16 protein-coding genes are annotated in these 15968 nt (G+C 43.6%); 10 read left to right on the top strand and 6 right to left on the bottom strand.

Going from position 1 to position 15968, the window contains the following annotated elements:
- The first annotated feature begins 43 nt into the window (after positions 1-43).
- The 9 genes from FD725_RS20720 (at position 44) to FD725_RS20680 (ending at position 7936) form a co-directional block, all read left to right on the top strand.
- Complete coding sequence (locus FD725_RS20720) at positions 44-1225, top strand: bifunctional 2-polyprenyl-6-hydroxyphenol methylase/3-demethylubiquinol 3-O-methyltransferase UbiG (RefSeq protein WP_179049888.1); 1182 nt, start codon at positions 44-46, stop codon at positions 1223-1225.
- A gap of 506 nt (positions 1226-1731) precedes the next feature.
- Positions 1732-2175, top strand: coding sequence for an ATP synthase subunit I (locus tag FD725_RS20715; RefSeq protein WP_179049887.1), 444 nt, complete (start codon positions 1732-1734; stop codon positions 2173-2175).
- A 61-nt stretch (positions 2176-2236) separates the two neighbouring features.
- Positions 2237-3001: a F0F1 ATP synthase subunit A gene (atpB, locus tag FD725_RS20710; RefSeq protein ID WP_179049886.1), complete on the top strand. Its 765-nt coding sequence runs from the start codon at positions 2237-2239 to the stop codon at positions 2999-3001.
- A gap of 148 nt (positions 3002-3149) precedes the next feature.
- On the top strand, positions 3150-3395 hold the full coding sequence (gene atpE, locus FD725_RS20705) for an ATP synthase F0 subunit C (RefSeq protein ID WP_015112744.1): 246 nt from the start codon (positions 3150-3152) through the stop codon (positions 3393-3395).
- Positions 3396-3507: 112 nt separating this feature from the next.
- Positions 3508-3939, top strand: a complete 432-nt coding sequence (locus FD725_RS20700; RefSeq protein WP_179049885.1) for a F0F1 ATP synthase subunit B' — start codon at positions 3508-3510, stop codon at positions 3937-3939.
- A gap of 219 nt (positions 3940-4158) precedes the next feature.
- Positions 4159-4710 carry a F0F1 ATP synthase subunit B gene (locus FD725_RS20695; RefSeq protein WP_179049884.1) on the top strand — a complete coding sequence of 184 codons (552 nt, stop codon included), beginning with the start codon at positions 4159-4161 and terminating at the stop codon, positions 4708-4710.
- Positions 4710-5264, top strand: coding sequence for an ATP synthase F1 subunit delta (atpH, locus tag FD725_RS20690; protein ID WP_179049883.1), 555 nt, complete (start codon positions 4710-4712; stop codon positions 5262-5264). Before FD725_RS20695 ends, atpH begins: the two co-directional genes overlap by 1 nt.
- A gap of 92 nt (positions 5265-5356) precedes the next feature.
- Complete coding sequence (gene atpA / locus FD725_RS20685; RefSeq protein WP_179049882.1) at positions 5357-6877, top strand: F0F1 ATP synthase subunit alpha; 1521 nt, start codon at positions 5357-5359, stop codon at positions 6875-6877.
- 111 nt (positions 6878-6988) lie between these two features.
- Positions 6989-7936 carry a F0F1 ATP synthase subunit gamma gene (locus tag FD725_RS20680; RefSeq protein WP_179049881.1) on the top strand — a complete coding sequence of 316 codons (948 nt, stop codon included), beginning with the start codon at positions 6989-6991 and terminating at the stop codon, positions 7934-7936.
- A gap of 96 nt (positions 7937-8032) precedes the next feature.
- On the opposite strand, the gene FD725_RS20675 is transcribed toward FD725_RS20680, so the two are convergent.
- From FD725_RS20675 to FD725_RS20650, 6 genes are all read right to left on the bottom strand, one after another.
- The gene (locus FD725_RS20675) at positions 8033-8392 is read right to left on the bottom strand and encodes a type II toxin-antitoxin system RelE/ParE family toxin (protein WP_256871677.1); all 360 of its coding nucleotides are present in this window, start codon (positions 8390-8392) and stop codon (positions 8033-8035) included.
- On the bottom strand, positions 8389-8679 hold the full coding sequence (locus tag FD725_RS20670; RefSeq protein WP_179049880.1) for a type II toxin-antitoxin system Phd/YefM family antitoxin: 291 nt from the start codon (positions 8677-8679) through the stop codon (positions 8389-8391). The genes FD725_RS20675 and FD725_RS20670 overlap by 4 nt, the downstream gene beginning before the upstream one ends.
- A gap of 74 nt (positions 8680-8753) precedes the next feature.
- The gene (locus FD725_RS20665; protein WP_179049879.1) at positions 8754-9179 is read right to left on the bottom strand and encodes an HNH endonuclease; all 426 of its coding nucleotides are present in this window, start codon (positions 9177-9179) and stop codon (positions 8754-8756) included.
- A gap of 6 nt (positions 9180-9185) precedes the next feature.
- Entirely contained in the window at positions 9186-9590 is a 405-nt protein-coding gene (locus FD725_RS20660) for a hypothetical protein (protein WP_179049878.1), read from the bottom strand.
- 69 nt (positions 9591-9659) lie between these two features.
- Positions 9660-11915: a DUF1796 family putative cysteine peptidase gene (locus FD725_RS20655; protein ID WP_179049877.1), complete on the bottom strand. Its 2256-nt coding sequence runs from the start codon at positions 11913-11915 to the stop codon at positions 9660-9662.
- Between the two features lie 312 nt (positions 11916-12227).
- Entirely contained in the window at positions 12228-15578 is a 3351-nt protein-coding gene (locus FD725_RS20650) for a leucine-rich repeat domain-containing protein (protein WP_179049876.1), read from the bottom strand.
- Between the two features lie 189 nt (positions 15579-15767).
- On the opposite strand from FD725_RS20650, the gene FD725_RS20645 reads away from it, so the two are divergent.
- A complete protein-coding gene (locus FD725_RS20645) occupies positions 15768-15929 on the top strand; it encodes a hypothetical protein (protein WP_179049875.1) in 162 nt (53 codons plus the stop codon).
- Positions 15930-15968 lie beyond the last annotated feature (39 nt).

Here is a 15968-nt window from a genome sequence, read left to right as displayed (position 1 = left end):
ACCCCTATCCGCTAAACTCAGAAATGCTGCGTTCTTCCTCACCATGTCCGACCCCCAAACCGTTAGTAGTGCTGTTGCTAAACTCTACGATACTTATCCTTTTCCTCCAGAACCCATACTTGATGAACCGCCACCCGGTTACAATTGGCGTTGGAATTGGTTAGCAGCTTACAATTTTTGCACTGGTAGGAAACCACCCAAGCAAGATATCCGCATTTTAGATGCGGGGTGTGGTTCAGGTGTAGGGACAGAATATTTGGTACATCTTAATCCCCAAGCTTCGGTAGTGGGAATTGACTTAAGTTCGGGGACTTTAGCCATCGCCAAAGAACGTTGTCAGCGTTCTGGGGCTAACCGGGTTGAGTTTCATCACCTGAGTTTGTATGATGTGGAACAATTACCGGGTGAATTTGATTTAATCAATTGTGTGGGTGTGTTGCATCATTTACCAGACCCCATACGCGGTATTCAAGCTTTAGCGAAAAAGTTAGCGCCTGGTGGCTTAATGCACATTTTTGTGTATGGGGAATTAGGACGCTGGGAAATTCAACTGATGCAAAAAGCGATCGCTCTCCTGCAAAATGAGAAACGAGGCGACTACCGCGATGGTGTCAAAGTTGGTCGGCAATTATTTGCTTCATTACCAGAAAATAACCGCATTGTCAAACGAGACAAAGAGCTTTGGTCATTAGAAAATCACAGGGATGAATGTTTTGCTGATATGTATGTTCATCCCCAGGAGATTGACTACAACATTGACACCCTGTTTGAATTAATTGATGCGTCGGGGTTAGAGTTTATTGGTTTTTCCAATCCAGGATTTTGGCAGATAGATCGACTGTTAGGTAAAGCACCAGAGTTAAGAGAACGAGCTGAAGCATTGAGCGATCGCCAACGTTATCGTTTAATAGAACTACTAGACCCAGAAGTTACCCATTACGAATTTTTCCTCGGTCGTCCACCCATCACTAAAGCCTACTGGTCAGAAGATCATACTTTACTCACAGCAATCCCTGAACTTAATCCTTGTATTGAAGGATTTCCCAGTCAATGCGTATTTGATTACAACTACCAGATTGTCAACTTGTCCACAGCCGAGTTTGAGTTTTTACAACAATGTCATGGTAATTCTACGGTGGCTGAGATTGTCAATACTGTGCAACTAGGTTTAGATGAAGTCAGAAAACTAATTCAACAACAGCTAATAATCTTGACACCAGCCTAATCAGTTAACAGTTATCAGTTACCAGTTAATAAACATTCACTGTTCACTGTTTACACCCCCACACCCCCTTTTTGCAAATTTCATGTACATTAGAAGTGAGTCTAGCGATCGCCCCAAAACTAGGCACTCAAACTGCCAAAGTGAGAATCTCGTGAATTTAGCAGTGGTGTGATTACGCCTCAGACACTAGCTGAATTTAGCAATTCTGACTACATCGCCACAAGAAAAGTCCTAGCTAGACCCCCACCACAAAAATATTGGAGGATAGTTATTCACCAAGTTTAGGCAAGATTCACAGTTTTTCAGGCAAAAATATCCGGCTTTAGCCTAATACTGATTTTTGCTTCTGCTCCTGCACTGTATCGGAGTCAAATAGCCGTTTGTCTATGATGAACATGACAAGAAGTTAATTGTTTTTTTCTAAAGTATTGTTACCGGATCGTGATATGATTCAGCTGACTGAATGTGCAGTCATTTTATAGTTAGCTGTACTGGTTTCAAGTCCCGTGAGCTTGTCAGAAGAATCAATTGCACCAACCCCGACAACACAACAAGATGCCCAATCTGATTTTGAGAAAACAAAATCAGCACAGGCTTCTATGGAGGATTTTTATCAACTCTATCAGAGGTTGTTGGTAATCACACTTGCTTTAACGGGGATTATATTTATCTCTGTCTGGATAGTTTATTCACTAAACATTGCTCTGAATTATTTAATTGGAGCGTGTACAGGTGTGGTTTACTTGAGAATGCTGGCTAAAGATGTTGAGAGACTGAGTAGTGAAAAAAAGCAGTTGAGCAAAGGTCGCTTTGCTCTATTTATTGGGTTGATCATATTAGCGACTCAATGGCATGAACTACAGATTGTACCCATATTTTTGGGATTTCTAACTTACAAAGCCACACTCCTCGTCTACATGGTGCAAATTGCGTTCATTCCTGATTCTTAGCAAGTCAGGCTCACTCAAGGCAATAATCCCATCCTCGCTCGTTGGGGAAAATGTTTGAAGAATGCAAATGCTTAGTGTCTTAAACGCCTTTAATTCATTTCCCCTCGCCGAATTAGAAGTAGGTCATCATTTCTACTGGCAATTGGGAAACCTCAAAATTCATGGGCAAGTTTTTCTTACCTCATGGTTTGTAATTAGCATTCTAGTAATAGCTTCCCTAGCTGCTACTCGCAACGCCCAAAAGATTCCCAGTGGCATCCAGAATTTGATGGAATATGCCCTAGAATTTATTCGGGATCTAGCAAAAAATCAGCTTGGTGAGAAAGAGTACCGCCCTTGGGTGCCATTTATCGGCACACTGTTTTTGTTTATTTTCGTATCGAACTGGTCGGGAGCATTAATTCCTTGGAAGCTAATCAAATTGCCATCAGGTGAATTGGCAGCTCCCACCAATGACATCAATACGACAGTAGCATTGGCACTGCTGACCTCTTTAGCGTACTTTTACGCGGGTTTTAGCAAGAAGGGTTTAGGCTACTTTAAAAAATACATCGAGCCAACGCCGATTTTATTGCCGATCGCCATTCTCGAAGATTTCACCAAGCCCCTCTCCCTAAGCTTCCGTCTTTTTGGGAATATATTAGCGGATGAATTAGTCGTAGGGGTATTAGTGCTGCTAGTTCCTCTATTTATACCTCTGCCCGTCATGGCCTTGGGTTTATTTACCAGCGCAATTCAAGCTTTGGTATTTGCTACCCTAGCTGGGGCATACATTCATGAGGCATTAGAGGGACACGGCGGGGAAGAGCATGAGGAGCATCATTAACGCCCTCAGTTGATAGCACAGTTCCGGCGAGCATCTATGCTCAAAATGTCGCCCAGCGCGATCTAGAACACGGTGCAGCGTGAAAAAACACGTCTTTACTAGTTAATCTACTTTTGTTAGTTCTGTAATTAAAGCAAGGAAAATCAACATGGATCCATTAGTTTCTGCTGCTTCAGTTCTGGCTGCTGCTCTAGCAATTGGTTTAGCGGCAATTGGCCCTGGTATTGGTCAAGGTAACGCTGCTGGTCAAGCAGTAGAAGGTATTGCCCGTCAACCCGAAGCTGAAGGCAAAATTCGCGGTACACTGCTGTTAACACTGGCGTTCATGGAATCCCTGACTATCTACGGTCTGGTTATCGCCTTGGTATTGCTATTCGCTAACCCCTTCGCTTAATACTTCATCAGAGACGTTGCGTGCAACGTCTCTACTGTGGGTCTCTAAAATATGACAGGTTGGATGATATTGCAAGCCACAAAAACTGCTAGTCCAGCCCAAGAGGAGAGAAATGTTTGATTTCGATGCTACCTTGCCCTTCATGGCATTGCAGTTCCTGCTACTAGCAGCTTTGTTGAACGCAATTTTCTATAAACCCTTGACCAAGGTACTAGACGATCGCGATAACTATATCCGAACGAATACCCTTGATGCTAAGGAACGTTTGGCGAAAGCAGAACGCTTGACCCAAGACTATGAGCAACAGCTAGCAGCATCTCGCAGACAAGCACAAGCAACTGTAGAAGCAGCTCAAGCCGAAGCCAAGAAAATCACCGCCGAGAAAATCGCTGAAGCTCAAAAATCAGCTCAAATTCAAAGAGAACAAGCAGCTGTGGAAATCGAGCAACAAAAACAGCAAGCCTTCCGTGAATTAGAGCAACAAGTTGATGCTCTCAGTAGACAAATTCTCGAAAAACTATTGGGGCCGAGTCTAGTTAGATAAGCTAACCAGTCCGGTTTTGCCAAAATCATTAGCGCAACTGGGCATTAGTCCCAGAGCGCTTAATTCAGTAAACAGTTATCAGTAAACAGTTATCAAGGTAATAGAAATATTGATGACCGATAACTGTATAGTGATGTTTCCTCTAAGGGTAAATACATCACTTGTTACTGATAACTGATAACTGGTAACTGATAACTGTTAAGAGCAGCGCACTTGTAGATGGGTATCATGGGCACATTCTTATTACTTGCCACAGAAGCGATGGCAGAAGGCGCAGCCGAAGGTGGTTTTGGTCTAAACCTAGACATCTTAGAAACCAATGTCATTAACCTAGCGATTCTGATTGGCATATTATTCTACTTTGGACGTAAAGTTTTAAGCAATATCCTGAACGAGCGACAAGCCAACATTGCTACCGCTATTCAGGAAGCAGAAGAACGCTTAAAAGAGGCACAGACTGCCTTTTCCCAAGCGCAAGCACAAGTAATCCAGGCTGAGGCTGAAGCACAAAAAATCCTCAAAGCAGCTGAAGAAAATGCCCAAGCGGTGACAGCAGCCACCCTGGCACAAGCAGCACAAGACGTAGAACGCTTGAAACAAACAGCCGCGTCTGATTTAAACACCGAAAGAGAGCGAGCGCTAGCCGAACTGCGGCAGCGAGTAGCCGCCCTGGCATTACAAAAAGTCGAATCACAACTGCGATCGGGAATTGCTGATGATGTGCAACAAGCAATCATTGATCGTAGCATCGCTCAGGTGGGAGGAAGCTGATGAAAAGTAATGTAGAAACAGCCGAAATAGCCCAACCTTATGCACAGGCGTTGTTTTCGGTAGCACAATCAAAAAATTTGACAGAAGAGTTTGGCTCAGATGCTCGTGACTTACTGGATTTGCTCAAAAATTCAGACCAATTGCGAAACCTGATCGACAACCCCTTCATTCAAGCTGAAACCAAAAAAGCAGTGATCAGCCAGATCCTTGGTGGTGACAGTGCTAACCCCTACTTACGCAACTTTTTACTGCTGTTAGTAGACAGACGACGCATCTTTTTCTTAGACCAGATATTACAGCAGTATCTAGTATTATTACGCCAGTTGAATCAAACTGTGTTAGCAGAAGTCACCTCTGCCGTTCCCCTCTCACCAGAGCAGCAGCAGGCCATTCAGCAAAAAGTCATCGCTATTACCCAGGCTCGTCAAGTAGAATTGGAAACCAAGGTAGACAGCGACTTAATCGGTGGTGTCATCATCAAAGTCGGCTCACAGGTAATTGATGCTAGTTTGAGAGGCCAATTACGTCGTTTGTCATTGCGCCTGAGTAACTAGGGTATAGGGGCGATAAACTCAGCCATCTCCCCCACTTTTTCCATTCATTACTATCAAATTTTTCCGTTTCGCAAGAAAAAAAAGATACACACATGAGCATTTCCATTAGACCTGACGAAATCAGCAGTATTATCCAACAGCAAATCGAGCAATACGACCAAGAGGTGAAAATTGCTAACGTTGGGACTGTATTACAAGTAGGTGACGGTATCGCCCGGATCTATGGTCTAGAAAAGGCTATGGCTGGGGAACTTCTAGAATTTGAAGACGGTACAATTGGTATCGCCCAAAACTTAGAAGAAGATAACGTCGGTGCGGTATTGATGGGTGAAGGCCGTGAGATTCAAGAAGGTAGTACCGTCACCGCCACCGGCAGAATTGCTCAAATCGGTGTAGGTGAAGCCCTGATTGGTCGTGTAGTAGACGCTTTGGGTCGCGCTATCGATGGTAAAGGAGAAATTAAAGCCAGCGACAGCCGTTTGATTGAATCCCCAGCCCCCGGTATTATTGCGCGGCGGTCAGTACATGAACCCATGCAAACGGGCATCACCGCTATCGACTCCATGATTCCCATTGGTCGTGGTCAACGGGAATTGATCATTGGTGACAGACAAACCGGTAAAACAGCGATCGCCATCGATACCATCATTAACCAAAAAGGTGAAGATGTAGTTTGTGTTTACGTAGCGGTTGGTCAAAAAGCTTCCACCGTAGCTAACGTTGTCCAAACCCTGCAAGAAAAAGGCGCAATGGACTACACCGTAGTCGTTGCTGCTAACGCCAGTGACCCCGCTACCCTACAATTCCTCGCTCCTTACACCGGCGCTACCATTGCTGAGTACTTCATGTACAAAGGCAAAGCCACCCTAGTAATTTACGACGACTTATCCAAGCAAGCACAAGCTTATCGCCAAATGTCCTTGCTTCTCCGTCGTCCACCAGGACGGGAAGCTTACCCCGGAGACGTATTCTACATCCACTCCCGCTTGTTGGAAAGAGCAGCTAAACTCAGCGACGAATTGGGTAAAGGTAGCATGACCGCCCTACCCATCATCGAAACCCAAGCTGGTGACGTGTCTGCATACATTCCCACCAATGTAATTTCCATTACCGACGGTCAGATTTTCTTATCTTCTGACTTATTCAACGCTGGGATTCGTCCGGCTGTAAACCCTGGTATCTCCGTATCCCGTGTGGGTTCTGCGGCCCAAACCAAAGCCATGAAGAAAGTGGCTGGTAAGATTAAACTCGAACTGGCACAGTTCGACGACCTGCAAGCCTTCGCCCAATTTGCTTCCGACCTAGATAAAGCCACTCAAGACCAGCTAGCACGGGGTCAACGCCTGCGGGAACTCCTCAAACAATCCCAAAACGAACCTCTGTCTGTAGCTGAACAAGTAGCAATTCTTTATGCTGGTATCAACGGATATTTAGATGATATCCCAGTTGGCAAAGTTACCACCTTCACCAAAGGTTTTAGAGATTACTTGAAGTCAGGCGCTAACTCCTACTTCCAAGACGTACAATCCAAGAAAGTACTGGGTGATGATGAAGAAACTTCTTTGAAGGCAGCTTTAAACGAATACAAGAAAACCTTCAAAGCCACAGCGTAATTAGTCATTAGTCAAAGGTCAAGAGTCAAGAGTCAACAGAGAAAAAACTTTGGACTTTGAACTCTTGACTGTGGACTATGGACTATTGACTATTGACTCGGAAATAATATTATGCCTAATCTCAAATCAATCCGCGATCGCATTCAGTCGGTCAAAAACACCAAAAAAATTACAGAAGCTATGCGACTGGTGGCGGCGGCCAGAGTTCGTCGCGCCCAAGAGCAAGTAATCTCTACCCGTCCCTTTGCTGACCGCTTGGCACAAGTTTTGTATGGTTTGCAAACTCGTCTGCGGTTTGAAGATGTAGATTTGCCACTACTGAAAAAACGGGAAGTTAAATCAGTAGGGTTGTTAGTCATTTCTGGCGATCGTGGCTTGTGCGGTGGTTACAATAGCAACGCCATTCGTCGTGCCGAAAACCGCGCCAAGGAACTGAAAGCCGAAGGTGTAAACTATACATTTGTCATTGTTGGCCGCAAAGCCGAACAATACTTCAGACGACGCGAACAACCAATTGATGCTAACTACACTGGCTTAGAACAAATCCCGACAGCCGAAGAAGCAACTAAAATTGCTGACGAATTACTGTCTTTGTTCCTGTCAGAAAAAGTAGACCGCATCGAATTAGTCTACACACGCTTTGTCTCTTTAGTTAGCTCTCGCCCCGTTATCCAAACCCTCCTACCCCTTGATCCTCAAGGTTTAGAAGCAGCCGATGACGAAATCTTCCGCTTGACAACCCGTGGTGGTCAATTTGAAGTTGAACGTCAGACAGTGACAGCTCAAGTTCGTCCTTTACCCCGCGACATGATTTTCGAGCAAGATCCAGTACAGATTCTCGATTCTCTGTTGCCCTTGTACTTGAGTAACCAACTACTACGCGCCCTACAAGAATCCGCCGCTAGTGAATTAGCAGCACGGATGACAGCTATGAGCAACGCTAGCGATAACGCTGGTGAATTAATCAAGACCTTATCTTTGTCCTACAACAAAGCTCGTCAAGCTGCAATTACCCAAGAACTGCTAGAAGTGGTCGGTGGTGCAGAAGCTTTGACTTAAGTACAAGTCAATTGCTAACTATAATTAATAGCTAATTGCTGGTGAGTTTCAAACTAGCGATTAGCTATTTTTTGTATATCAAGATACAGTCTTAATTTATTCATCGTCATCATTTAATAGTTGTTCAGGATGACGTAATCTTTCTTGTGAACTATGACGAACTCGATGAATGCGAACAATTCCTCTATCTTCTTCTGAAGTTTCGCTAACAGTAAACAAAATCCGAAATTGCCGTTTGTATAGTAGCTGCCTTACTTCTATGCCCATATACTCACTCTCTGGTGACATGGAACAACGGTTAGGGAATTTTTCCAATGTCAGCATAATTTCGTAGCACTCTCTGACCCATCGATGGGCTATATCTACCGAATACTCCCGCATCCAGAGAAATATTTGTTCGATATCAGCGATACTCCTGAAGGAGTCGCTACGCGAACGCAGTTGGTGAAATTTCAACTTTGTATATCATATTTTGTTCGCAGCTGCTTGAACGCTTCATCTAGGGGGATACCTAAACCAAGCTCAAATTCCTCAAGACTTTTGCGAATTCCTGCACTTGTCTCTAACAGTTCTAGCCTGTCTAGCAATTCCTGATAGCTTTCCGCATCTTGAACAACTACAGACGCTTTTCCATTGACAGTAAGGATAATAGGTTCTTTTGTTCCCCTAAGCTTTTCTAAAAAGGCTTTGGCACTCCGTTGAAATTCTGACAGTGGGTAAATGTTACGCAGGCTAAGAGTCATATTTTTTAATAATTAACAGATAATTTCATGTTATTTCTTTGTAGATATGTTGTCAAAGTCAAGGCATGGCCAATTTATTCATTAGGAGGATGCCAACCACTAATTGTCCAACGTCGTCGGGCAACAACTATAACTGAATTATTCATTCGCAAGCAAATGATTGTAGCTCTACCGATAGTAGTTAAACCTTCAACTCTTGTAGCATCAGAATTCCAAACAAAATGTTCAGCCCATCTCTGTTGACGCGGATTAAAGAGAGGTGTTATTTCACCACTTAAAGGGTCTATGGCTTCGGTGGAATCAGCTTTAAATTCATTGCAAGAACGACAAGCTAAACAGAGATTTTCAAAGGTATTTTCGCCACCTTTTGAACGGGGGTGGATATGATCATAACTCATAGGAATACCGCTATTGGCTTCAGTAGTTAAGCAATAACAGCAACATCCTTTATCGGTAGCAGCTATTTGAGTTTTTAAGCTTTCAAGAATGTATTTAGACACAATAAATTAAGGAGTTGGGAGATCATGTCCTCGCCAACGGAGTAACACAGCTGCTTGAGCTTTACAAAGCATAAAACGGTCAGCCTCGTGACGCAATTTTATTAGTTCTAATTGTTCTGCATCTTTAATGTCACCACTAGAATTACACTCAAGCAGAAAGTCGTATCGCTCCATTTGTTGTGCTGTTTTGCGACTGCGAACAATTTGCCACAAACTATTGTCATCTAGTTTATCTAAAGCTGCGAGATCAGCTTGAAATTCTTCTGGTACATCATCCCATTCTGGAGGACTACCTACTTGCAAAGAATAAACTATTACATCTTCAATGGATCGACGTTGAGCGTGAGCAGTATTGACTAAACGCTGATAGAGTATTTTTGGAATTTGCAGAGTAATTGTTTCTGTTGCCATTGTTCAATTCCCTACCCATGCTTTGGTTAAACCGTCTTAATTTTAGCGTTAATCCTATTGCTATATTTCTCACCCTTTCGGTGTTTTAGGTGGACACCAAAAGAGGTTTTTGCTAGACACTCCCAGGGAGTCTAAAATTTGGCGCATCACCTCTGTGCAGTACATCCAGTGTCCTAAGTCATCATACATCCGGTCGGGATTAAACTCGACATTGTAATGCCAGACATGAGGAAGGTCGAAAAACTCTTCACTGGCTTGGGGAGAAAGTAGCAGGAGTCGAAAAGGCTTACCACAGCATTGTTTTTCCAGTTTGTCAACTAAATCAATTACCCCAGCCCGATCGCATATCCCTGTGCGAACGAAAAGTACTTCGTCGCAGTTATCGATGGTGTACCAAAACCGTTGGGAACGTGCTGTATAGCGATCGCGCATTCGTTGATGAACGGGGGACATATCGCTGGTGGGGTTGTCTGTCTCTTCAACTTCATGGGCAAAGGATAGACCCGACCACTTGCTATGGTAGATTCTGCCTGCTTCTGGATTGTAATGGAGGAAGTTCGGATTCCACATATCATCAAAACGGTTGGCGATGATATCTGCAATATCTGCAATATTGGTGGTGCGTGTCAAATCAAAGGGAAAAGCGGGGCCATCATACTCCATCTTGTACAGCATCATGCGGACAGCACAGCGATCGCCCAGAGGAATGATCCCTACACGGCTGATATCTGATAATTTGCACTGGTATTGAAATAGCACAGCAGATTGTGGTGGTATTTTCACCCGACTTTCTAGCCCGTTATTACCAATCATCATGGTGCGGAAGGGGATATGGGGATGGAGAGGGTCTTCGTAAACACCTGCTGGCATAGCTTTGAGGGCGTTCCGTACCTCTGTCCACATGGGCTGAATGTTGTACTCGTGGTCGGATTCGTTGATCACCCAGAGTTGGTGTGCGTCTTTTTGCAAAATCCCCAGATGCCCATCATAAAATAAAACTTCCGAGTTGTTGGGAGCGAAGAGATTGAAAGCGGCACTGTATTCTAAATCAGCCCCAGGAGGAATTTCGATTGTTGTGGCGATCGCTCTATCTTCTTGGACAGCAAAGAAAGGCAGGGTTCCTGGCTGGGCATTTTTGGCAATGTAAATCCCTGGGATCAATCCGGCTGTGCTTTGGATGACAGTTTGCAGTTCTTGCCAATAAGGCGCAATGGTATAGCTATATTTTGAGGGATTGCTGATGCGTAAATACTTCTCTTCGGGACAGGCACAGACATAAAAGCCTGCATTGTCTAGATAAATGGGGATTTCATGCGACTGCCAGAAGCGTTGCTTGTCTTTGGCTAATTCGGCTTTGTTAATGTCAAATAGGTGCAGGTTGATCGCCTCATACATCAGCTGATGACCAATTGTGTTGGGATGAGCCGGGTCAAAAGATATCCCGTCTCGCCAGCGTCCCTGACCATTATCTAATACTGCCAACCAATCCAAAACCGGCACGCCCCAATCTAACATCCGCTTGTGTGTATCCTTTAGTAGCCAGTGATGCTCAGGAGCATAATCACCATGAGGATAGACCCCCCCCAAAATTGGCCGCGCCCCCAATTTTTTGGTCATTTTCACCAGTTGTTGTAAGCCGCTTTCAAACCGTCGCTGGACTGCACGCCGTTCGTGAGGGGGACAGTAAGCTAAACCTTCGTTACCGAGAGATAAGGCAATAATTACTACATCTGGTTGTTCTGGTGTGACGACTGATCCAAATCTGGCGATCGTTCTGCCAACATTGGCTCCTACTTCTGAGACATTGACCAGTCTGTGTCCATATTTTTCTTCTAAAGCCTGCTCTAATAGCCAGACCCAACCTTTCAACAACCAAGCTTTATGACCTACAGCCACAGAACTGCCAATGACGACAATTTTTAAATCTTCTGACCTGTCTGACCACGGCTGTTTTATTCCCGTCGGCTGCTGAATGTAGCCAAAGGGATAAGGCTGCAAATAACCGAATGCGCCATCATCCACAAAAATAGTACCAGAGTCGTGATGATTAATCGGCAACCAACGGTTAGAACCTAGAGCTTCCCATTGCCCACGACCTTGGGCATCGAAACGTACATACTTATATTCAACTCTTTGGCGATCGCCTGATTCCCCAATTTGCTGAAGATCAATGTCTGTGTCTGTCCACCATAAAGGATAGCGATCGCTACTGGTATGGAGGTGAATACATCTAGTCATATCCCACAATCCCAACTCAGGCGTAGAACCGACTAGCCCAATGGATTCACCAGTTTGTGTATCTGCACTCACCTGGAATCTATACATAGATTTTTTGTTGGTTTATATCTTACAAATAACTTTGAGTATACTGACAGATAAATATTTTCAAAAATCAAACTTTACGGAGTTTTTGAGTCCTAATAGTCTGAAATTCCTAAATTTACTTGAGAAAGCTCCCTATATTTTGCTGAATGAATTATTTGTATAGCGTTGTTATTTCATCTTATCTTATAAAGATTTAAAAGTAGCTTATATTCTATCTTTAAAAATTACTTAACAATGATTACCAAACCTTAAATTGTTGTTAATCAATTTGATAAAAATCATCGGAATATTCAGTCTATCTATAATTAGGTTCTATATCATTGCCTTCTCGACTTCTTCGCAAATTTTCACCCAAGCTTGGTTACGTTCTGCTTTATTTAGAGTGTCGAGAGGTTTATTTGGAGGATGAGCAGCTTGGTATTTTTCGATGTCGGTTTTTCTGTATGAACTGGCACTAATGGGAATCCAGATAATAGTTAATCCCTCTTGTTCGGCTGCGTTGAGTAAGGGGGGGAGTTCATGTCTGTCGATGAAATCAGAGGCTATAAAATCAGGGCTAACTAGTAGGATAGCAACCTTAGCTGTGGCCAGTGCTTTTTCAATCTCGGCTTGCCATTTTGCGCCAGGTTTGATTTTGGTGTCATCCCAAACAATCAAACCTTCTGCACGAATATAGGGTTTTAGTTGTTTTTGCAGTTCTGTTAACCATTCTGCATCTTGATGACTGTAGCTAACAAATATTTGATTTCTGATAGTTTCTGACATAATTGGTTTCTTAATGGGGGCTGGTTCAATAATTCCTTTGTCTCTATCTTTGTCTATTTGTTGTTCTTGTCGAGTTCTGATATCTTCATACCCATCTAAAAGTTGACGGATATTAATGTTTATTTTGAGTTTACCAATTGGATATTCAAGAACACCCATTGCCTCAAGACCGAGGAGTTCTTGGTAGTCGAGGGGTGGATGATTGGGATAATTGGGAACGGGAACCCATTCAGTGATTTCGAGATTGGGGAGGGTTTTGTGGATTTTTTGGAAGTCATTGCGGAGGATGCCGAGAAATAAGCGGCGGGTTTCTTTGCGGCCGCTAATGGTGATGAAGATTTTTTTGTCTTCAGGATCAGCTTTGATGCGAGCGATGTTGTAGATTTCGTGGTTTTCTTGATATTGCAGCATTACCCCACTGCGCCAATAGATTTGATTATGGATTTTTTCGTGGGTGTTAACGATGAAGCGAGAAATAATGCTTTCGGGGAGAACTTTGTAATGGTATTGAAATTCCAGGGTTTCACCTTCGAGGCTTGTTGCTTCTGGTTGGTCTTTGGGCAGAAGTCCCGCAATCAGGTATTGTGGTGGGTAACATTCTAGGGCAAAGCAAAGCTCAAATTCTTTCATCAGCCCGATTAAATAGCCGTGACGCTTGGTGGGATAACGCTCTGGATTGAGGATGCGGGTGAGGTCGGCGGGGGTGAAAATGCCTTTGGTTTGAGTTTTGAGGTTTTCATCACTTAGGAGCGTGTAAATGCCTTCTGTCACCCAGTTGGGTTTGAGGACATTGGTGTCTTTGAGGATGGGATGATCGCGGAAATTGAGAACTAAGCCGAGTCGATGGAGTAGGTCTATTAATTGGTCTTGGTTTTGTTCTTCGGGAATCTTGTTTTGGTGACAAATGCCGATATAGCTGTTGTAAGTGATGAAGTCTTCAGTCATAGATTCGAGTTGTTGTTTAACCTCAAACCATGAAAGAGGTAGCAGGTCGTAAACTTCTTTGAGGTTGGCAATTTGCTCCAAAATTGCGGTGCGGAGTTCATCAATGCCGATATTGTCTTGGCAGGAGGTTTCGATAATCGCTTGAATGTTGGGGTATTTTTCGCGTAATGCCTTGCGGTTGATATCGAGGGGTTGTTCGTCTTTTTTATTGCCAACAATAATCACGGGGGACTGTCCACCGAAGCTGGCGATGAGTTTTAGCCAATATTCGATGCGGTTTTCTTCCTCGCTGGTGCGACAATTACAAACTAGAAGATAGAGGCTACGCTTAGTGAGAAAAAACTGATGGGTAGCATGATAAATTTCCTGTCCACCAAAGTCCCAAACATTCAGGCGGATTTCTTTACTATTGACTTGCACGTTCCAAGTTTCCACATTGAGTCCGTCGGTTTGGGATTGATTTTTATCATATTCATTGCGGATTAGTCGCTCGATGAGGGATGTTTTGCCGACACTGCCTTGTCCAATGAGCAAGAGTTTGGCTTCGTGTAATGGTCGAGTTTCACTTTTGCTAATTTGCCTCAAGTAATTCAAAATCTTTTTTGTATTTCTTGAATTAAGAATTTCTAATGGAATATTGGTTATTTGGTTGCCACCGAGGTCAAGCTGGGTGAGATTGGTTAATTTTGCAATCGCCTCTGGTATCTGGGTTATTTGGTTGCCACCGAGGTCAAGCTGGGTGAGATTGGTTAATTTTGCAATCGCCTCTGGTATCTGGGTTATTTGGTTGTAACTGAGGTCAAGCTGGGTAAGATTGGTTAATTTTGCAATCGCCTCTGGTATCTGGGTTATTTGGTTGTTACCAAGGTAAAACTGGGTGAGATTGGTTAATTTTGCAATCGCCTCTGGTATCTGGTTTATTTGGTTGCGACTGAGGTAAAACTCGGTAAGATTAGTTAAATTAGCGATCGCCTCTGGTATCTGGGTTATTTGGTTGGAATTGAGGTAAAACTCGGTAAGATTAGTTAAATTAGCGATCGCCTCTGGTATTTGGGTTATTTGGTTGCGACTGAGGTAAAGCTGTGTGAGATTGGTTAATTTAGCGATTGCTTCTGGTATTTGGGTTATTTGGTTGAAATTGAGGTAAAACTCGGTGAGATTAGTTAATTTAGTGATCGCTTCTGGTATCTGGGTTATTTGGTTGGAATTGAGGTAAAACTGCGTCAGATTGGTTAATTTAGCGATCGCCTCTGGTATCTGGGTTATTTGGTTGGAATTGAGGTAAAACTGCGTCAGATTGGTTAATTTAGCGATCGCCTCTGGTATCTGGGTTATTTGGTTGGAATTGAGGTAAAACTGCGTTAGATTAGTTAAATTAGCGATCGCCTCTGGTATCTGGGTTATTTGGTTGGAATTGAGGTAAAACTGCGTTAGATTAGTTAAATTAGCGATCGCCTCTGGTATCTGGGTTATTTGGTTGCGACTGAGGTAAAACTGGGTGAGATGGATTAACTTGGCGATCGCTTCTGGTATTTCGGTTATTTGGTTGTCACGGAGGTCAAGCAGGGTGAGATTGGTTAAATTAGCGATCGCCTCTGGTATCTCGGTTAGCTGTACTCGAATTAAGATAAGTTCCTCTAAATGTAGTATTTGCGTTACCACATCGGGAATGCTCTTTAAAGGATTGCCACTAATATCCAACTTCCGCAAATTAGCCAAACTCAATAGTTCCAGAGGAAGAGTTTTTAAATTGTTGCCCGAAACCTTTTTGAGATAGCCGCCTCCTACTGGTTCATAACCATCAACTTGCTTTCCCAAAATCAAAGACTCAAGCTGCTGCAATTTACCAATTTCCCCAGGTAACTCAGTCAACTTCTGTCCCGATAGGTCTAACTCTTGCCAACCCTCAGCCGCCGCCCGATCTATCAGTAGCAATAACTCATCCTGCGTCATAATTCCACGGGAAAGGGTAAAGGGAGAGAAGATTGATAATTTGAGTGCCTAACGCACCGCAAAATAACATTGTGCGTTGCGCTACGCGACAACACACCCTACTTAAGATTTTATTTATATAGCGGTTTTCGTTTGTACGCAATACGCTTTGACCTCTCTCCAAACCTCTCTCCTACAAGGAGAGAGGCTTTGAATCTTGCTCCCCTTCCCTTGCAGGTTGCGATCGCAAATCACCACAGCAAGCGATCGCCCTACAAGGAGAGAGGCTTTGAATCTTGCTCCCCTTCCCTTGCAGGTTGCGATCGCAAATCACCACAGCAAGCGATCGCCCTACAAGGAGAAAGGCTTTGAATCTTGCTCCCCTTCCCTTGCAGGGAAGGGGTTGGGGGT

Source organism: Nostoc sp. TCL26-01, assembly GCF_013393945.1.
Classification (GTDB): domain Bacteria; phylum Cyanobacteriota; class Cyanobacteriia; order Cyanobacteriales; family Nostocaceae; genus Trichormus.
This window is presented reverse-complemented; position numbering and strand designations above follow the sequence as displayed.